General features: G+C 59.8%; 16 protein-coding genes and 3 pseudogenes. 10 read left to right on the forward strand and 9 right to left on the reverse strand.

From position 1 onward, the window contains the following. Positions 1-411: 411 nt before the first annotated feature. Both ILT44_RS21500 and ILT44_RS21505 read right to left on the reverse strand, forming a co-directional pair. Entirely contained in the window at positions 412-1200 is a 789-nt protein-coding gene (locus tag ILT44_RS21500) for an SDR family oxidoreductase (protein WP_204241668.1), read from the reverse strand. After that, complete coding sequence (locus ILT44_RS21505; RefSeq protein WP_204241669.1) at positions 1197-1514, reverse strand: nuclear transport factor 2 family protein; 318 nt, start codon at positions 1512-1514, stop codon at positions 1197-1199. Before ILT44_RS21505 ends, ILT44_RS21500 begins: the two co-directional genes overlap by 4 nt. A gap of 68 nt (positions 1515-1582) precedes the next feature. On the opposite strand from ILT44_RS21505, the gene ILT44_RS21510 reads away from it, so the two are divergent. Then, a complete protein-coding gene (locus tag ILT44_RS21510) occupies positions 1583-2575 on the forward strand; it encodes a LysR family transcriptional regulator (protein WP_255549797.1) in 993 nt (330 codons plus the stop codon). Positions 2576-2919: 344 nt separating this feature from the next. Here the strand turns inward: ILT44_RS21510 and ILT44_RS21515 are convergent. Continuing rightward, positions 2920-3111: pseudogene (locus ILT44_RS21515) on the reverse strand (IS110 family transposase); the annotation flags it as partial. A 276-nt stretch (positions 3112-3387) separates the two neighbouring features. On the opposite strand from ILT44_RS21515, the gene ILT44_RS21520 reads away from it, so the two are divergent. Then, positions 3388-4104 carry an IS6 family transposase gene (locus ILT44_RS21520; protein WP_204241671.1) on the forward strand — a complete coding sequence of 239 codons (717 nt, stop codon included), beginning with the start codon at positions 3388-3390 and terminating at the stop codon, positions 4102-4104. Between the two features lie 54 nt (positions 4105-4158). Here ILT44_RS21520 and ILT44_RS31055 read toward each other — a convergent pair. From ILT44_RS31055 to pgi, 3 genes and pseudogenes are all read right to left on the reverse strand, one after another. Further along, positions 4159-4643 (reverse strand): annotated as a pseudogene (locus ILT44_RS31055) (IS6 family transposase); the annotation flags it as partial. Between the two features lie 231 nt (positions 4644-4874). Beyond that, entirely contained in the window at positions 4875-6125 is a 1251-nt protein-coding gene (locus ILT44_RS21530; RefSeq protein WP_204241673.1) for a glycerate kinase type-2 family protein, read from the reverse strand. Positions 6126-6255: 130 nt separating this feature from the next. After that, the gene (pgi, locus tag ILT44_RS21535; RefSeq protein WP_204241674.1) at positions 6256-7920 is read right to left on the reverse strand and encodes a glucose-6-phosphate isomerase; all 1665 of its coding nucleotides are present in this window, start codon (positions 7918-7920) and stop codon (positions 6256-6258) included. A gap of 316 nt (positions 7921-8236) precedes the next feature. Here pgi and ILT44_RS21540 point away from each other — a divergent pair, with 316 nt between their 5' ends. The 8 genes from ILT44_RS21540 to ILT44_RS21575 all read left to right on the forward strand — a co-directional run bounded on the left by ILT44_RS21540 (position 8237) and on the right by ILT44_RS21575 (position 16507). Beyond that, complete coding sequence (locus ILT44_RS21540; RefSeq protein WP_204241675.1) at positions 8237-9235, forward strand: DctP family TRAP transporter solute-binding subunit; 999 nt, start codon at positions 8237-8239, stop codon at positions 9233-9235. Between the two features lie 67 nt (positions 9236-9302). Continuing rightward, a complete protein-coding gene (locus ILT44_RS21545) occupies positions 9303-9860 on the forward strand; it encodes a TRAP transporter small permease (protein ID WP_204241676.1) in 558 nt (185 codons plus the stop codon). After that, a complete protein-coding gene (locus ILT44_RS21550) occupies positions 9857-11137 on the forward strand; it encodes a TRAP transporter large permease (protein ID WP_204241677.1) in 1281 nt (426 codons plus the stop codon). The genes ILT44_RS21545 and ILT44_RS21550 overlap by 4 nt, the downstream gene beginning before the upstream one ends. A 148-nt stretch (positions 11138-11285) precedes the next feature. Next, positions 11286-12266, forward strand: a complete 981-nt coding sequence (locus tag ILT44_RS21555) for a D-2-hydroxyacid dehydrogenase (RefSeq protein WP_204241678.1) — start codon at positions 11286-11288, stop codon at positions 12264-12266. Positions 12267-12374: 108 nt separating this feature from the next. Next, positions 12375-13199, forward strand: a complete 825-nt coding sequence (locus tag ILT44_RS21560) for a class I fructose-bisphosphate aldolase (RefSeq protein WP_255549798.1) — start codon at positions 12375-12377, stop codon at positions 13197-13199. Then, positions 13196-14236, forward strand: a complete 1041-nt coding sequence (locus tag ILT44_RS21565) for a zinc-dependent dehydrogenase (RefSeq protein WP_204241680.1) — start codon at positions 13196-13198, stop codon at positions 14234-14236. The genes ILT44_RS21560 and ILT44_RS21565 overlap by 4 nt, the downstream gene beginning before the upstream one ends. After that, positions 14229-15785, forward strand: a complete 1557-nt coding sequence (locus ILT44_RS21570; RefSeq protein WP_204241681.1) for a xylulokinase — start codon at positions 14229-14231, stop codon at positions 15783-15785. Before ILT44_RS21565 ends, ILT44_RS21570 begins: the two co-directional genes overlap by 8 nt. Positions 15786-15802: 17 nt before the next feature. Further along, positions 15803-16507, forward strand: a complete 705-nt coding sequence (locus tag ILT44_RS21575; protein ID WP_204241682.1) for a FadR/GntR family transcriptional regulator — start codon at positions 15803-15805, stop codon at positions 16505-16507. 421 nt (positions 16508-16928) lie between these two features. On the opposite strand, the gene ILT44_RS31510 is transcribed toward ILT44_RS21575, so the two are convergent. The 3 genes and pseudogenes from ILT44_RS31510 to ILT44_RS21585 form a co-directional block, all read right to left on the reverse strand. Beyond that, positions 16929-17054 carry a hypothetical protein gene (locus ILT44_RS31510; RefSeq protein ID WP_255549799.1) on the reverse strand — a complete coding sequence of 42 codons (126 nt, stop codon included), beginning with the start codon at positions 17052-17054 and terminating at the stop codon, positions 16929-16931. Between the two features lie 393 nt (positions 17055-17447). Beyond that, positions 17448-17785 (reverse strand): annotated as a pseudogene (locus tag ILT44_RS21580) (DDE-type integrase/transposase/recombinase); the annotation flags it as partial. A 294-nt stretch (positions 17786-18079) separates the two neighbouring features. After that, on the reverse strand, positions 18080-19315 hold the full coding sequence (locus ILT44_RS21585; protein ID WP_204241684.1) for an NAD(P)/FAD-dependent oxidoreductase: 1236 nt from the start codon (positions 19313-19315) through the stop codon (positions 18080-18082). Between the last annotated feature and the right edge of the window lie 104 nt (positions 19316-19419).

The raw sequence follows: 19419 nt of genomic DNA on the forward strand, positions 1-19419 counted from the left end.
AGAGGCGGGCCTAGGGCAACTGGATCGTATGCTCGACAGGCTTATCCCGTTCTGCATTCTCGAAGAGCACTAGAATCGAGAGTGTACGGCCTGATACGCGGAGCACGGCATCGTCAACTTAACGCTTTTACTTGGTGTTTTCGGTGTTTAGGCCCGGAACGGATCACGCATTTTCAATAGCTTAGACCTGCTGGGGAATAGCTGAAAACGCCGGAAAGCGGCCTTTACTCAGTTAAGTTGACGGTGCCATCGGTGGTAAGCAGACGTTCGAGGTGACTGGGTCAAATGTCGGGCCTACGGGAGCAGCGACGATCACTTTTGGCCCGACAGCAGATGTTGGGAGCATCAGGGCATGAGCATGCGTCTGTCCACGCTTGGCCGAGCTGGCCAAGCGTGGACGGCTCCCTGTGATCAGACGGTCGGGACGGTGCCTCCGTCGATGACAAATTCTGCACCGTGGATCGCGGTGGCGCGGTCCGAGGCTAGGTAGGCGATGACGTCGGCGACCTCGAAGGGTTCGGCGCCGCGACCTATGGAAATGCCGCCAAGGCCGGCCAGTACGAGTTGGCGCGCGTCCTCGATAGTGCCACCGTTGGCGGCTTGGATGCGCTTGAGAAATACATCGGTCCCCTCGGTCATGATCCAGCCGGGAGAGACGACGTTGACCCTCACGCCCTTGGGACCCAGCTCCTTGGAGATGGACTTGCTGTAAGTCCGGAGCGCGGCCTTGGCGCTGGCGTAGGCGGTGGTTGCGTCGGGAAGCGGCAGGACCGACTGGATGGAGGTGACGTGCACCACCGCACCGCTGCCCCGCTCGATCATCTGCGGAATCAGGAACCGGTCGAGGCGGACCGTGGCCAGGAGGTTCAAGTTGAGCTCGGACAGCCAATGATCGTCCGTCAGGGCGACGAAGCCGCCGCCGGGCGTTGACGAGCCGCCGATCACGTGGGCGAGGATGTCGACTCCGCCAAGACGCTCGAGCGCGGCCTTGGCCAGCATTTCCCCGCCCTCGGCCGTCGTCAGGTCCGCCTGGACGAACTCGACGCCGTCGATGGGCTCCAGGCTTCCGCGGGCGGCGGTGATCACCCGGGCGCCGCCGGCCAGGAATCGGTCGACGGTGGCGCGGCCCAAACCCTTGGAGCCGCCGCTGATGAGCACGCGCTTTCCCGCGAACTCGGTCGGATCAGCCTTGATGGTCATGCCGTGATCTCCAAGGCCTTAATGGCGTCGTTGTCGAGGGTGAAGCGGATCGGGCTGCCCTTGAAGTCGCCATGGGCAGGGCCTTCGACCACGACCTGACCGTTCTCGTGGCGAATGGCATCCGGCGTGAAGATCGCCTTGACCGGGATCACCGCTTCTTCGAACAAGGCCCGCATTCCGGCGTGGCCCTCGTGACGGCCTCCATCAGCAAAAAGGACTGCGTCGCGTGTGAAGGCGCTCAACATTCCGTCTACATCGAGACGGGCGTTAGCGGCCACATACGCGGCAATCGGGTATGGAAGTTCGATCGTCATTGTTTTTCTCCTGGTTGCTCCGGTTGCGGCCGGGGCGGCTGCAAGTGCGGGTGCCAGCTAAAATAGCGATGGACACCTGGCGCGATAATCAGGACAATTTGGAACGTTGCATCACGAAAAGGGGGACAATCGTGCAGAGCAGCCTGACAGAATTGGACGCCGTTCTCATGGTTGCTCGCCGAGGCAAGTTCCGCACCGCTGCGCTCGAGCTCGGCGTCTCAACCACCGCGCTCAGCAATGCGGTAGGGAAGCTGGAGCGCACGCTCGGCGTACGGCTTTTCAACCGGACGACGCGAAGCGTCTCTCTCACAGAGGCAGGCCAGCAATTCGTCGCGCAAGTCGCTCCCGCTGTGCGGGACATCCATGAGGCGATGGAAGTCGCGCGCTCTCAAACGGCGACGCCCTCGGGGACACTGCGCATCAACGCCTTTCCGACTGCGGCGCGGGAGATCTTTTCTTCGCTGGTCTTACCCTTCCTACGCGCGCATCCTCAGGTTCACGTCGACATCGTCACAGAAGGTCGCCTGGTGGACATTGTAGCGGGCGGCTTCGACCTCGGCGTTCGTAGCGCCGACCTCGTGCCGGCTGACATGATCGCACTCCCCTTGGGGGATGTGCGGCGCAATGTTGTGGTGGCCACACCGAGCTATCTGAATGAGCGCGGGACGCCCATGGTCCCGCAGGACCTCGCGGAGCATTCCTGTCTCCGCGTGCGGCTCCCGAATGGTGCGATACACCGCTGGCCGTTCGAGAAGGGTGGAAAATCGGTCCATATCGACGTCCAGGGCGCCTTGACTCTCGACGAGGCGAGCCTCGCGCGCACCGCAGTTCTCGCTTCTCTCGGCCTCGCCCTGGCCATGGAGTCCGATGTACGAGACGACATCGAGGCAGGCCGCCTTGTGCGCGTGCTTGAGGATTGGACGCCCACCCTCTCGCCCTTGAGCCTCTACTATTCGAGCCGACGCAACCCGACCGCCGCTTTCAAGGCCTTCGTCGACTTCGCGCGGCGGCAAAGCGGAGCCAGCGGTACCCTGAGGCCGTCCCGTCGAATGCCGTCCTAACCGTTACGCTGAGTGAGTCCAGACCCTAATCGTGATATTTGCCTTTCAGGTGGACGGGAGCCCGCACCCTCAAAGAGGCAACAGGAGGGCCCGAGCCTCTAGAGCATCGGACGGTTAAACGGACGCATAGCCGGCAGCCCTGAGGAAGTTCCAGCATTCTCGCGGCTCAAACAAATCGCAGATGTCACCGAGCGCTCGCCAGGCACCGTCAACTTAACTGAGTAAAGGCCGCTTTCCGGCGTTTTCAGCTATTCCCCAGCAGGTCTAAGCTATTGAAAATGCGTGATCCGTTCCGGGCCTAAACACCGAAAACACCAAGTAAAAGCGTTAAGTTGACGATGCCGAAGGCGCGCCCAGTGGTGCGAGCCCCCACAGGCTTCGAGGGCAACTACGGTGGGCGGAAGCTTGTCAAAGAAGGTGATCAGGTCCTGGCGCCGCAGCTTCTTGCGCAGCACCGGCTCTTCGGCGGCATTTACCCCATGCAGTTGGAAGACGTGTTTTGACGTATCCATTCCGATGCGGATAATCTGGTCCATGGACGGTCTCCTGTGACTGAGATCTGCAACGACCTCATTCTGGCACAGCGATGCCGAAAGGGGGCCGTCCACACCAACAGCACTGACCAGCCTGGCAGAAACGTTCAACAAATCCCTTGCCAACAGGGAGCCGTCCACACATGGCACGAGGCGGACCTTACCCGAAGTTCTGCGTTCGTACGCAAAGCGGACATTACGCAGTCCGGATGGTTCTGTTGCAGCTTTAAAGCTTGCTCTGTCCGAGCTACGACGCGAGGGTAGTAAGAGGGACTGGCGGTGAAGCAGAGTAACAAGAACCCGTTCAAGGGTCGGCAGTTCACGGCGGAGATCATCCTGTGGGCGGTCCGCTGGTACCTACAGTTCCCGATCAGCTACCGGGACCTCGCGTGCATGCTCTCCGATCGAGGCGTGCGAGTGGACCACACGACCCTGTTTCGGTGGATCCAGGCTTACGCTCCCGAACTGGACAAGCGCGTGCGTCCACATCTCCGCATGACGAACGGCTCGTGGCGCGTAGACGAAACATACATTCGAGTGAAGGGTGAATGGGTTTATCTCTACCGCGCCGTTGATGCGACCGGGCAGATCATTGATTTTCTGCTCTCACCCAAGCGGGATGCGGCTGCGGCCCGGCGCTTCTTCCGGAAAGCGCTGAAGCAGTCGCATACGGTCAATCCGCGGACCATCACGGTCGACAAGAACGCTGCCTATCCGATTGCGACGAAGGCTATGAAACGTGCCGGCGAGCTCTGGCGGTTTGCCAAACTCCGGCAAGTGAAATTTCTGAATAACATCGTCGAGCAGGATCACCGGCGCATCAAACGGCTGGTCCGTCCTGGGCTGGGCTTCAAGAGCTTCATGACAGCCTCACGGACGATTGCGGGCTACGAGGTCATGGCGATGATCCGCAAGGGACAAGTTGTGGGCGCACCAGCGAACGACATGAAGGCTCAGAGTAATTTCATTGCGGCTCTCTTCAGAACGGCCGCCTAACCTGAGCCCTCGTCCGGTGTTCGATTGACCTACGTTAGGGTTTGCAACGGAACCGATTCGGATCGGTTTCAGCTTGCCCTTTGATCGGTCCCGTAGGCGGTCTGTCGTGTCGCAGGATAGGATCGCCTCGCGGTTTGTCTGGCTGCCATCGATGACGATATGCTCGCGTCGGCCATGCCGCTGCAACGCCTTGCGCAGGATCCGCTTGGCAGCGGCTAGATTGCGCGGTTCGCTGAACCAGAACTCAATGGTGTCGCCGTTGTTATCAATGGCTCGGTACAGATACATCCACCGTCCGCGAACTCTGACATATGTCTCATTTATGTGCTATTTCCGACTGACAGGGCGCTTGCGCCGGTTGAGGCGCTCAAGCAACTCGGGTGAGTAGCGGATGAACCATCTGTGCACCGTCGCATGGTCGACGGAGATGCCACGCTCGGCCATCATCTCCTCCAAGTTCCGGATGCTGAGATTGTAGGCCGATACCAGCGGAGGCAGAGTAGGATCACGGATCGATCAAAATGCCTGCCCTTGAACACTGTGTCCTCCGTCCCTGACCCAGGGAGTAGTAGCTGAAACTCTGAAACAAAGGGTATGCGACAGAGCCCTTGCTCATCGTCAGATTGACGAGGCGGTTTGTGCCTCTGTAATTGGCACGCACATAAAGTTGGGTGTGGACGTGAGAGCAGTCCTTTGCAGGAAATGCTTTACCCTCACGTCTAATGGATACAGCCCTCCAGCGCCAGGGCAGATCACTGTGCATTCCGCCATCAGCGGATGAGTATACCGCGGAAGTCGTTCACGTTCGTCAGGGTCGGTCCTGTGACCACAAGCCTGTCCAGTTCCGCAAAGGCAGTATAGGCGTCGTTACTCGCCAGATAAGCAGCAAGATCCATGCCCTTTCCCCGCGCGAGCTCATGCAGCATCGGATCGAACCACGCTCCCGCGTTGTCTTCCGAGCCGTCGATTCCATCCGTGTCGCAGGCGATGGCGGAAACGGTAGCCTCGCCCTTTAGCGCCAGGGAGAGGGACAGTAGGAATTCCGCATTCCGCCCGCCCCGGCCTTGTCCTTGTACGGTGACAGTGGTCTCGCCACCCGACAGCAGTACGCAGGGAGCTCTGACTGGGTATCCATGTCTGCGAGCCGACTGAGCGATTCCAGCCATGACGCGCCCTACCTCCCGCGCTTCACCTTCGATGGCGTCCCCGAGGATTAGGGGCAGAAGACCGAATTCACGCGCTCTTGCTGCAGCAGTATCGAGCGCCATCTTCGGGGTCGCGAGCATATGCAGCGCGCCGCCCGCAGGGGCTCCGTCGATCGTGTTGGTCTTGATGGCTTGGTGGACATGTTCAGGCACGTCGATGCCGTACTTGCGCAGGATATTGAGAACGACGTCTGGATCGACACGCTCAGGGATCGTCGGACCGGAGCCAATGCTGCCGGGATCGTCGCCCGGAACGTCCGAAATCAAGTAGGTGACGAGCTGCGTCTTGCCGGCCGCTGCCGCGAGCCGCCCGCCCTTGATTGCGGAGAGCGACTTGCGCACCAGGTTCATTTCTCCGATGGGTGCGCCGGATTTCAGCAAGGCATGATTGAGATTTTGTTTGTCGGCCAGCGTCACCCCGTCAGCCGGCAACGACAGGAGTGCCGAGGCCCCGCCGGACATCAGACAGACCACGAGATCATCCGGGCCAGCCTGCTGTGCGAGAGCCAGGATTCGGCGCGCCGCGTTCAGCCCTGCCTCATCCGGAACAGGATGGGAGGCTTCGACGATCTCGACAAAGCGAGTCGGCGCCGCATGGCCATAGCGCGTGACCACGAGTCCTTCCCAGGTTCCGCCCGCGCGTGTCCAAGCTTCCTCAAAAGCTGTTGCCATGCGCGCAGAGGCCTTTCCTGCGCCTAGGACGATAGTTCGTCCCTGTGGTTTCGGCGGCAGCCTACCATCGAACTTTCCCTCTGGGAGAGCTGCGTTCAGCGCCGCATCGAACAGGGCTCGCAGAATTTCAGCATCGTTTGGCATTACTGACCTCGTGCCAGAGTTTGTTTGTGGGAAGGTAAATGCGGGCTGACTGATCTGCCTTCTCTGAGCCTGCAGATTGGGATGCTAGTGAAAGCATGGACGGTTGGTAGTGCGTTGACGGCATTCGGGCCTAGCAGATTGGAACCTGCTGCGTAGGCCTGCGAAGATACTGGATGTGGTTGATCAGGCCGCTCGTCGAGGTGTCATGCCCTGTCACTGTCTCCTGGCTTTGGAGCTCCGGCAGGATCCTTGATGCCAATTCCTTGCCGAGTTCGACGCCCCACTGATCATAGCTGTTGATGCCCCAGATGATGCCCTGAGCGAAGATCTTGTGCTCGTAGAGGGCAATCAGGGAGCCGAGACGGCGTGGCGTCAGCTTGCGGTAGAGGATTGAGGTCGTAGGCCGGTTCCCATCGAACATCCTATGCGGCACGAGGGCATCCAAGGCCTCACCCGTCAGGCCTCGTTTCTGAAGCTCGGCTCGGACTTCATCTGCCGTCTTGCCAAACGCGAGGGCCTCAGTCTGCGCCAGGAAGTTCGCGAGCAGCTTTTCATGATGATCTGCCAAGGGCGTCTGGCTCTCGGCGGCCGCGAGAAAGTCGGCCGGTACCAGCTCCGTGCCTTGGTGGAGAAGCTGAAAGAATGCGTGTTGACCATTTGTGCCCGGCTCACCCCAGATGATCGGGCCCGTATCATAGTCCACCCGCGTGCCGTCTCGGCGCACGGACTTGCCATTGCTCTCCATGTCGCCTTGCTGGAAATAAGCGGCGAATCGAACGAGGTGCTGGTCGTAAGGCAGTAGGGCGAGGGTCGATGCGCCCAAGAAATTGCGGTACCAGACGCCAAGTAGGCCCATGATCACGGGCATGTTCTGCTCAAGGGGAGCGCCACGGAAATGCTCGTCCATTTCATGGGCGCCTTCAAGCATTTCGGTGAAGCGCTCAAACCCGACGGCCAGCACGATTGGCAGACCGACAGCAGACCAGAGGCTGTAGCGTCCGCCAACCCAGTCCCAAAATTCGAACATATTCGCGGTATCGATGCCAAACCGCGCCACCTCGGCAGCGTTGGTCGAGACGGCGACGAAGTGTTTCGCCACCGCGTCCTCACCCAAGGCGTTGGTCAGCCAGGATCGCGCGCTGGCAGCGTTCGTCATTGTTTCCTGCGTCGTGAAGGTCTTCGATGCCACGATGAACAGCGTGCGCGCAGGATCGAGACGAGCGAGGGTGTGGGAGAGATGGGCTGCGTCGACATTGGACACGAAATGCGGCCTCAGGTCCGATCGCTGGTACGGCTTCAGCGCCTCGCAAGCCATGACAGGGCCAAGGTCCGAGCCGCCGATGCCGATATTGACCACATCTGTGATGGCCTCGCCCGTCGCCCCGCGCCAGGCGCCGCTCCTGACCAGCTCTGAGAACAGCCGCATCTTTTCCAGCACAGCCGCGATCTCCGGCATGACGTCAGTGCCATCGACAAGGATCGGTCGTTCTGCGCGGTTGCGCAACGCGACGTGCAGCACGGCTCGATTCTCAGTGCTGTTGATCTTCTCCCCCGCGAACATCCTGTCGCGCCATCCCTCCACATCCGCGACCCTGGCCAAGTCGAGCAGAAGCGTCATGGTCTCAGTTGTGATCCGGTGCTTAGAGTAGTCGAGCAGGAGATCCTCAATGCGGAGCGAGAAGCGATTGAAACGCTGTGGGTCCTGGGCAAACAGATCGCGCAAATGAAGGTTACGAATGCCATCGGAATGCGCCTGAAGCGCGTGCCAAGCTGGGAAGTCCGTGATTGTCTTCATCGCGTCGGAGCCCTGTCCATGAAAAATGCTCGGGTAATCCAGCTTCGCTCTCCAAATAGGACCGGGCAAGCGCAACTTTACGCCCTTTCTTATAAGCTAAGCTCTTAGCCGCCACCTCAGATCTGCTGGACTTGCCCCGACGCCGCCAGGTCCTGCCACGCTTAGCAAGAGGAGGTCAGAACATTTTCCCCGGTCACGGTCGTGAGTAATAATTGGTTATGCCAATCTAGACAACGCTTGCCATCCGCTGCGCATTCGGCTAACTTTTTGGTATAACCAATAAGAACATTGTAACGATTTCATGGAGGAGACAAGAATGCTGAAGTCGATGATTCGTGGTTTGGCCACAGCCGCTGTAATGATTGCTGCGACTGCAGCGAGTGCTCAGACCAATTTTACGCTCTCAACGCCTGATCCGGATAATTCTGAGATCACTCTGGCGGCCAACAAGTTTGCCGAGCTGGTGTCGCAGAAGACAGGCGGCAAGGTCACAATCAAGGTGTTCCCAAATGGCCAGCTGTATGGCGGTGATCCCTCAGCTGCAGTGAAGCAGCTTTCAGGTGGCTCGCTCGACATGCTGCTGCTCTCGACGTCGCTCTATGCCAACTTCAACCCGAAGTTCACGGCGATTTCAGTTCCGTACCTCTTCACCGATACGGCCCAGCTCCGCACATACCTGTCCGGACCGCTGGGGCAGGAGCTGATCGCTGACCTTAATAAGATCGGTATTCAAGGTCTCGGCCTGTGGCCGCGTCCGTTCCGCCAGATGACCAATTCCCGCAAGCCGATCACGGGCCCGCAGGACTTGGCCGGCCTGAAGTTTCGCGTGCCCAACAACCCGCTCTGGGTCGAGTTCTTCAAGAAGATGGGCGCTGCTCCGACCCCGATGGCGTTTGCAGAGGTTTACAATGCCCTGCAGCTGAAGGTCATCGATGGCCAGGAAAACCCAATCAACATCCCTGTCACGGCTAAGTTCTATGAAGTGCAGTCCCACGCCACTATCACCAATCACATGGCAGACGGCTGGGTGCTCGGTATCAATCCCGCCAAGTACAAGGCTTTGCCCGAGGATCAGAAGGCCGCCATCAAGCAGGCAGCTGTTGAGGCCGAGACTTGGAAGGTGGAAAACGACACCGCAGACGAGGGCAAGTCGATCGCCGCACTGACCGAGAAGGGGATGAAGGTCGAGCGTCTGACCCCAGAGCAGCAAAAGGCCTTCGCGGCCGTCGCCAAGGAGCTGTTCCCCACCTTCGCGCAGTTGGTCAAGGATCAGGCCTTCTTCGACCGCACCATTGCGGCCGTCAGCAAGCAGTAAAGATCGACATCCTCTTAAGAGCGCTGGTCGCATGAGCGGCCAGCATTCACTCGGGAGTTGACGCCTCATGTCTCATAAACCGTCTCTTCTTGGCAGGTTCGTCAAGCTCACAGTTGATTTCGCGGCTGGGGCAGCTGCTGCCGGCATTCTTATCGTGGTGCTCATGCAGGTTGTGACCCGTCTGATCGGCATGCCTGTTTCCTGGTCCGAGGAAGCCACCCGCTATCTCTTCGTCTGGATGGTTTTCCTTGGACTGGCGGCGGGCTTCCGCACCGTTGAGAGTGCGCGGGTGGTCGTTTTCATTGCTGCGGTGCCGAGCCTGTTTCGGCGGCTGGCGGTGCCAATCTATGTCGGCTCTTCAGTTCTCTTCTTCGTTCTGATGGGATGGACCGGGCTCAGCCTCGTCAACCAGCAGATCATGATGAATGAGGAGACAGCGACGCTCCCGATCCCCATGTGGGTGATTGGTCTCATCATTCCGATCTCTGCCCTGCTGGCTGTTCTCGCGATCTTTGAATCGCTGAAGACGAGCCGCGATCTCATCGCGCTGCCGGAGGTTGGGGTCCTGCCTCAGGTAGACCTGGACGAGCCTGACATTTTCGTTTCGAAAGGTCATACGCCATGAGCATTGCGCTTCTTCTTCTCTTTCTAGGGCTGTCGGCTCTCGGCGTGCCGTTGGCAGTTGCGCTTGGTCTTGCCAGCGTTGCGGCCATCATGATGTTCACCTCGACGCCCATCGATCTCCTCTCGCAGAGCATGTTCTCGGCGATGAACTCCTTCCTGCTCGTGGCTGTGCCGCTTTTCATTCTTGTTGGCCACTTTATGGAGCGCGGGCGGGTGGCCGAACGTATCTTCGATTTCGCCGAGGCGATGGTTGGCTGGATGCCGGGTGGATTAGGCCACGTGAACGTGGTCTCGTCAGTGATCTTCGGTGGCATCTCGGGATCGTCCGTCGCCGATATCGCATCTGTGGGCGCCATTGAGATCAAGGCGATGGAGCGGCATGGCTTCCCTAAAGGCTATGCGGTTGGCATGACGCTCGTCACCTCGACGTTGTCGTCCATCATCCCGCCGTCGATCCTGGTGGTGATCGCCGGATCCATCGCCAATGTATCGATCGGCACTTTGCTGGTAGCTGGGTTGATCCCCGGTCTCTTCATTGCCTTTGTGTTCATGGTGTTCAACCACTTCTACGCGGTCCATCACGGCTACAATCCGCCGACGCCATTCAACTTCCGGCTAGTAGTGACCACAGGGCTCCGGGCAATCCTGCCGATGCTAACGCCAGTCATCTTGCTCGGCGGTATCGTCAACGGATTCTTCACGCCAACAGAGGCCGCCGCAATCGCGGTCGTCTACACGATGTTCCTCTCGGTCATCGTGTACCGCAGCATCCCACCGTCGGAGATCGTCAGCATTCTGGTGGAGACGGCCCGCGCGTCTGGCACGATTCTGTTTATTGCCGCAACCGCAAAGCTCGCCGCTTGGGTATTTGCCTTTGACGGGCTGCCGGTTCAGGTTGCCGAATTCCTGGCCAGCATCAGCACGGGGCCGACCATGGCGCTGTTCCTGATCTTCCTGTTCCTCATCGTGGTCGGGATGTTCATGGATGCAATTGCGGCTATGTTCATCCTAATACCGGTTCTGCTGCCGCCGGCTTTGAAGATGGGTATCGATCCGATGCACTTCCTGATCGTCACGGTGGTAACGCTCACCTTAGGATTGGTCACGCCGCCCGTCGGCGTGTGCCTCTACGCGGTGGCGCAGGTTGCCAAGATGTCGATCGAGGACGTCATCCGCGGATCCATGGTGCCGGTGCTGATCCTAACTGGCGCCATCCTGGCGCTGGTCCTGTTCCCAATCCTGACCCTGGGGCCGATCAGGCTTCTCGGGCTCTATTGACAACAAAAAATCAAGAAGTGGCAGAGGACCATCAGCATCCGGCCCTTTGCACTTCCCGGCGATGGTGAAGACCAGGCTCATCGAGGCAAGTCAGACCTCACATACCGCGCATGGATCGCCACAAACGACTCGCAGAAAGTGATGTCGCATGACTGAAGCCTTATCTGGTGTGCCGGCCCGCATTGTGTTCCTTGATCGAGATACGCTCTCTCCAGAAACGCAGCTGCGGACGCTGTCCTTCCCCCATGAACTTATCACCTATGGCAAGACCGCTCCGGGCGATGTAGGCACGCGCATTGCCGATGCCGATATCGTCATCACCAACAAGGCACCGGTAAGAGGCGATGCTATCGCGCAGGCACGCAACCTCAAGCTCGTCGCTGTTGCAGCCACCGGGTACGACGTCGTCGACGTCGCAGCCTGCCAGGAGCGCGGCATCTCCGTGTGCAACATCCGCAATTATGCGGTGAACACTGTGCCCGAACACACTTTCGCGCTGATCCTCACCCTAAGGCGCAGCATCCTAGCCTATGCGAATGCTGTTCGCCGAGGTCGATGGCAGGAGGCGGGTCAGTTCTGCTTCTTCGACCATCCAATCCGCGATCTCGCCGGCTCGACCCTCGGCATCATCGGTGATGGCGTGCTTGGACAGGCCGTCGCCGACATCGCCCGCGGGTTCGGCATGCGAGTGCTGTTCTCCGCCTACAAGGACTCAACCGGCATGGGTCCGCTCTACACCCCTTTCGAGGATGTGCTGCGACAGAGCGACATCATTACGCTGCACTCTCCGCTGATGCCATCGACCCGCAACATGATCGCCGCTCCGGAGTTCCTCCTCATGGAGCGTCGGCCCCTGCTCATCAACACGGCCCGCGGAGGGCTGGTGGACGAGGCTGCACTGGCGGATGCGCTCACAGCCGGACAAATCTCCGGCGCCGCCTTTGATGTGGTTACGGCGGAGCCGCCCGCCTCAAATCACCCATTCATGCGCCTGCTGGATCGGCCTGACTTCATCCTTACGCCGCACGTGGCTTGGGCGAGCAGCGAGGCTGTCCAGGGGCTCACGGACCAGCTGTTTGAGAACATCGAGCTGTTTCGGGCTGGTAAACCCAGGAACCTTGTACGGTAAAATTGGTATAACCAATTGATATTCATACTTGCGTATGAGCCTTAATTGGTATAACCAAATGAAATCCCAGTTTCGTCGGCAACATCCGACCTGCATCAAGGAGCCTCTATGTTTCTCGGGAAAGAAGTTCGTCTGAATCGGATCGTGAATCCCAAGTCTGGCCGCATGCTCGCCATCACGGTTGACCATCCGATCACCCGCGGGATGATGCCCGGACTTGTGGATATTCGCTCTGTTATGCGCAAGGTTGTAGCCGGCAAACCTGACGGTATCACCATGCACAAGGGCATCGCCGAGAAGGTGTTCGCACCTTATGCCGGCCAGGCCTCGATCATCTTGAAGGCTAGTGCCTATTCTGTGCAGTACCATCCGACGTACGACACGCCCGTTGCGGACGTGGAGGAAGCGGTGCGCTTTGGCGCTGACGCGATTTCGGTAGGCTGCATCGTCGGCGGCCCCGACCAGGCCCAGCAGCTGACATTCCTTGGCAAGATCTCCAAGGAAGCAGCTTCGGCCGGCATGCCGCTTGTCGCCCACATCTATCCGAAGGGCTCTCTGATCAAGGACCAGCACGACGCTGAGGTGCTGGCCTATGCGGTCCGGGCTGGTGCAGAACTCGGAGTCGACATCATCAAGACCATGTGGTCCGGTTCAGCCGAGAGCTTCCGCTCGGTGGTGGATGCCTGCCCGTCCATCGTGGCTCTGGCTGGTGGCGAGATGGGCGAGACTCTGGAGGACTATTTGCGCATGACCCGCCAGGCGCTCGATGTCGGTATGCGCGGCGTTACCTATGGCCGCTTCGTGTGGTCTCACCCGCATACCTCCGCCGTTATCAAATCCTTGTCCGCTTTGATGCACGATGATGCCAGCGTCGAAGGAGCTCTCAAAGTTTACGAGCGCGCCCTTGAAGAAGAGAAGGATCTCCAGAAATGAAGGCAGCAGTTCTTCGCGCTCCCGACGACGTCGTCTTGCAGGATGTCGCAACTCCGTCCGCCGGGCCCGGTGAGCTGATCCTGAAGGTGAGGGCCGCGACTGTGTGCGGGACAGATATCCGCATCCTGCGTGGCCGCAAAACCAAGGGCGTCCGCTTCCCGTCCGTTCTCGGCCACGAGTTCGCGGGCGAGGTGGTTGAAGTAGGGGCGGGCGTCTCGGAGTTCTCCTGCGGTGACCCGGTATCGGTTAATCCTGTCATTCCCTGCCGCAAATGCGCTTATTGCAAAACGGGCCGGGAGAATGTCTGCCAGAATCGTCAGGCCATCGGATACGAGTTCGATGGGGCTTATGCCGAGTACCTGAAGGTGCCTGCGCTCGCGTTGGAATCAGGTAATGCCGTCCGTATTCCGCAGGGCATGCCGTTCGAAGCGGCGGCTTTGGCGGAACCGCTGGCGTGCTGCATCAACGGCCTGCGCAATGTCGGCGTTGAACTCGGTGACGTCGTGGTTATCCTCGGGGCAGGGCCGATCGGTCTCATGCATGCGGCGCTCGCGCGCCGGGCCGGGGCACGACTGGTCATCGTGAGCGAGCCCAACCAGATGCGCCGCGAGGCTGCCCTCGAGCGCGGCGTCGACATCGCCTGTGATCCGACCAAGGAAGATCTGGCGGGGGTGATCCGTGGCGTGACTGACGGGCTCGGCGCGGACGTGGCAATCTTGGCCATCGGCGTTCCGGCGCTTGCCAACGAGGCGCTGAAGCTCGTGCGCAAGGGTGGCCGCGTCAATCTGTTTGCAGGCTTCTCGGCAGGTGACATGGCGACATTCGACGTCAATCTCGTGCACTACAACGAGATCGTCGTGACCGGGGCGAGCGCGCTGCGCCGCCAGGACTACGAGACAGCTCTCAACCTGCTCGCAGGTGGGCTCATCGATGCCAACTCGCTCGTAACCCATCGCTTCGGACTGGCGGATGCTGTCGAGGCGCTCAAGGAAGCGGAGAGCGGACGGGCACTGAAGGTGGCGATTCGCAATGACTGAAGCCTTCCTCGGGGTCGACGCTGGAACGAGCGGTATCAAGGTTTGCGCTTTCACGCGTGAAGGCCGCTTGGTTGCGAAGGCGCACCGGACGGTTCCTGTGGTCACACCTTATCCGCTCTGGGCCGAAATCGACCTCGACCGCTATTGGGCGGCCACCGCCGATGCTATTCGGGAGGTTGCCGCCCGCGTCCCCACGATCGTCTCGATTGGGCTTGCCACAACTTGCCCGACGACCATCCTTCTCGACGAGGAGGGTCAGGCAATACGGCCGGGCATCCTTTACCTCGATGGCCGGGCTCAGGCGCGTCTCGAAGATGTGGTCGGGGCCGATGCTGAGGCAGATGTGCAGCAGACCGGCAACCGGGCCAGCACGTCAACCTGCTGGGCAGCCAATTTGGCGTGGATCCGCGAGAACGAGCCCGCCGCTTGGGCAAAAGTGCGGCGGGTCACTATGCTCAACGGGTTTCTGGCTCGCCGCCTCAGCGGGTGGGATGGCATTGAGCCGACACAAGCCTCTTATTCGGGTCTGATGCGCATTGTTGATCCCAAACCATCCTGGAGCCGCGACCTCTTAGCCAGATGGGGGCTCGATGCGGCGATCCTGCCGGAAATCAGCGGCTGTACCGATATGATCGGTCGGGTCACGGATGAAGCTTCCTCCTTGACGCAAATTCCCGCCGGCACCCCTGTGGCGCTCGGCGCTGCCGACACGGCAGCGGCCTCGTTCGCAGTTAGCCTGATGGACAGCGGCGAGGTTTTCGAATCCGTCGGCACGTCCGGGGTCATTACCTTCTGCCTCGACCGTCCGGACTTCGAGCCGTCATTCCTGCATCGCCATCATATTGTGCCCGGCCGCTGGCTCGCCCATGGGGCGATGTCGACGCTGGGCGGTGCGTTCGGTTGGCTCAACAACAAGGTCTGGCCGGAGCTCAAGACTCTTGCCGAGTTGGAGCGCCTGGCGCAGGAGTCGGTTCCAGGAGCCAACGGTCTCTTGTTCCTGCCCTACCTTGCCGGCGAGCGGAGCCCCGTCTGGGACGCAGAGGCGAGCGGCAGCTGGCTCGGGCTTCTCCTCCGACACAGCCGACAGGATATGGTCCGCGCCGTCTTTGAGGGCACGACCTTCGGCCTTCGGCAGATTCTGGAGCGGGGTTCCGCCAAGTGGGGCAAGCGCCCGGAGCGCATGCTCAGTGTGGGCGGCGGAGCGCGGAACAAGTTCTGGGGGCAGATGAAGGCGGACGTCCTAAAGCTCGACTATATCATGTCCGACATGCCCGACGCTGCGGCGCTGGGAGCCGGCTTGCTCGGTGCTATAGCGGCAGGGCTGTTCACGGGCAGCGACGACAGCGAACTTCCACTGATTTCAGCCAACGCCACCGCGATTCGGCCTGGGTCCCAGCGAACCATCGAGACCTATGACCGCATGTTCAAGATCTTCGATGCCGCTTACCCGCAACTGCGCGACTTGATGCACGCGCTTGCAGATCGTAGTTCTGGCCCGTACGCAGATGAGGAGGCGCGGCCCCGGCTAGGGGTGCGAGCCACTGGGTAAAGGAACTACGGTTTTATATGACCGACGGTGAAGACGATATCCTTGCGCGCGTCATCGACATCGCAATGGAGCTGAGGCCCGACAGCAGCGGACGGATTAAGCTTCCCACTGAGCGTGAGCTGGCCGATCAACTCGGCATCCAGCGCCCGACTCTGCGGGATCGGCTGACCGTTCTGGAGACGCTCGGCCTGCTCCAGCGTGTCCAAGGCAGCGGAACCTATCTGGCGCTCCCGAACTCGCGGTTCCTGCAGTTCTATTTCGGCGTTGCTCTGAAGCTTGGGTTCATCTCGATTGATCAGATCCAGAACGCCATGGAGATGATTGGCCGAGAGATGGCAGGTGCCGCCGCGATCCAGGCCAGCACTGCCGATCTTGAGGCGCTTGATGACCTCATCGACCAGATTGCCGCATCAGACTCCTTAGAGGATGTGGTTGAGCTCCAGTTCGAGCTTCACGCCAGCCTCGCCAGGGCGTGCCGCAACCCTGTGATCGTCATCGTCATCGATGGTCTCTCTTCTGTCATCCGGTCTGTGATTGCGAACAAGGTCAGGATCATCTCCATGGTCCGCGGTGCGTTCGAGCGAAACGTCGAAGCGTACCGCGCACTCGTGCAAGCCCTAAGGGATCGCGAGCCGGAGCTCGCTCGTGAGGCTATTCAGGAGTGTTACTGGTTGTGGCGTCGGGAAGAATCGAAGATTTCGATCCTCAACATCAGCGAGTGAGAGCTCTGGAAGGGCACGCGCGGCACTCATATGCTCGCAGATTAGTGTTTTCGTAGTCTGCAAATTACGAGTCAACGGTAGAGTGGAACGACAATGACTGAGCCTAAGCCATGCCCAATGTGCAGGGGCACCGAATTAGGAATAAACTGCCTTGAATTATATGGGCAGTACGAGGCGCATTTTCTCTGCCTCAGTTGCGAGAGCGAAGTCGCACCACAGGGCCCTTTGTCAGAACCGTGCGGGACGGCAGCAGAAGCGGACGAGGCGGCTCTTCGCGCTTGGAACGATTTCGTGTCCGGTTTTCCCGGTAACAGGAATGTAGCTTAGTTGTCGCTGATAGCCGCAACCCGCCGTCACGGGCAGGGCTGTGAATTGCTTCGCAGAGACTGAAGAATCTTGCCTTTATGGCTTACCGGTGTTCTCAGTCGAGGTTGTTGCCAGCGCGTGCGAGATGCGCATTCAGAACACGTTCGGCCCTGAGCTGGTTCGCATAGGCAGTTGCATTAACGACGCGCATCACGAGGCGGAGGATTGCTGTTACGAGCATAATTCTTATCCCTCTATAGAGGCGTTCAATAAGCCTCCTGTGATGAATAGATAATCCTTATGCTGCTGCGCGGTAGATAGGTCAGCACACGTGACCTATGCACTGTAGGCATATCAATCTAAATTTGCGCCAATGCTCCTTTCCTGGGCGCATGTGTTATATGATGTCTTTATTGACTTTTGGACTGCATGGTGACCATCCAGAGCGAGCCCTCGCGGGAGATGTGCTTAACATCAGGCAGCGTTTTCTCGCTTGGTGCGAGATCGTGCTGTACGGCGGCCATAGCAACGAAGGTCGTGCCATTGTTGAGGCGTGGTATCAAAACCTGCAGCAGATCGGCTCTGTCGCAAATCCTAGCTGAAGTTGAGGGAAGGAAACGAACGTCGCACTGCGTCATGCGGCGAGCTGTTCGAACTGCTCCGCGAGCGAGAGATGTGGATTGCGGGCGTATTTCGCCTGTCCCTTCGCATCATGTGGACCATTTCGATTCCGCTCAATACTGCACGAGCACTGTCCATCGCCTTGAAGCCGAGCATGGGTCGGACACGCCTTTTGATAGCGCGATGGTCCTGCTCAATTCGATTGTTCAAATAGCGGCTCTGCCGGACGCGGATCGGCTTCAGTGTGCGTCTCGACCGGTCCTGGAGCCGGTCTGCCGTGTCACAGGACAAGATTGCCTCCCGGTTCGTTTGGCTGCCGTCGATCACGATCCGCTCAGGCCGGCCGTGCCGCCATTTGCGACGTATCCGTCGAAGTCTGGACCGTTCATGCAACCCGAAGGTGTGCCGAACGGAGGGTTAGGCTTTTTGCCGATTCGACTCACGATTTCCCGGCATGTGTCAAACTTTAAGACTGGGAGACAATCAGTTGCGGGAGCCATCCACACAGTGCTCAACATCGCACCGTCGGAAGCGGGAGTCATCATCCCTATCGTTTGAGAGCGGTTCTTGCTCCAACCTCAACAGGTTTCAGGGTGCGCATTTCCACTTCCTGTCAACAGGTTCCTTACCGCTCATCCAGTGATCTCAGAAGCGCTGCGTTGCGAACGGCTTCAAGTCTATGCCGACGGACTTCCGTTCAACCAAATCAGCGACGAGCCGTGATGTGATCGCAGCTTGGGTCAGGCCGAAATGCCCATGACCGAAGGCATAGATCACGCGCCGGTCCTTTCCGGCTGGCCCGATGACCGGCAGGGAATCAGGGATCGAGGGGCGGAAGCCCATCCACCGTTTTGCCGGCGTCTCGGATTGGAGATGAGGCAGGAAACGCGACAGTCGCTGAACCATGGCGTCTGTCCGGCCGTGATTGGGTGGAGCATCAAGCCCTGCGAATTCGACCGCGCCGCCGACCCTGTCGCCCGTATCCAGAGGGCTGGTCACGAAACCCTCGCCCTCGAACATGATCGGTCGTCCGATCCCAAATGTCCCCTTCGGATAGGTTGCGTTGTACCCTCTTTCCGTATCGAGGGGGATCCGGTCGCCCAATTGAGCTGCCAAGGAACGCGACCAGATGCCGGCGGAGACTACCACCTGATCGGCGGCCACTTCCGGTGTTTCACCATCCGTATGAATGTGGATGGCATGGTCCCTCGGTTCGATCCTCAAAGCCTGCGCCGCCACGTGAACGGCCCCTCGTTCCAGCGCCAGCCGCAGGAGGTCGGCGGCGAGCACGGCAGGATCGGAGACATGGCACGCCTCAGGATAAAGAACTGCGGCTTCGACATTGCGCAACGCCGGCTCGAGTTTGGCAAGTGCCGCAGGGTTCAAGACCTCCGCACTGATTCCGAAGTTGCGCTGATGCTCCACGATATCCTGGGATTGCCGAAAGGCGCTTTCATGCCGCCAGACGGAGAGGATGCCGTGCTCCCTGAGATGATCATTCAGGTTGAGCGATGACAGAAGGCTCTTCCAGGCGGGTAGAGCCTCCGCATTGATGGACCGGATCGCGCCGATGCTCGCCTTGATGCGGGACGGCGACGAAGCGAGCAGAAAGCGCGCCAGCCATGGCGTCAGATGCGGCAGGTATCCCGGCCGGATGGTCAGCGGCCCGAGCGGATCCATGAGCCAGCGCGGGAGGTTGCGCCAAGCCTTCGGAGAAGCGAGCGGCATGATGTCGGTGTGGGCGATCCAGCCGGCATTGCCGTCCGTCGGACGTCCCTGCTTGCCGCCCGGTTCCACCAGAACGACGTCATGCCCCCGGTCCAGTATGGCATGAGCAGTGGCAAGCCCTACGATGCCTGCCCCGATGATCGCAACCCGCATGTTTGTCCTCGAACAGGCTTAGGCCCGGCGGCTCTGGTCGACGACCTGGAAGCCATTGGCGAAAGGATCCCGGTCGTCGATGAAGATGGTGTTGAAACCGGTCA

The organism is Microvirga arvi (genome assembly GCF_016892765.1).
GTDB classification, from domain to species: Bacteria; Pseudomonadota; Alphaproteobacteria; order Rhizobiales; family Beijerinckiaceae; genus Microvirga; species Microvirga arvi.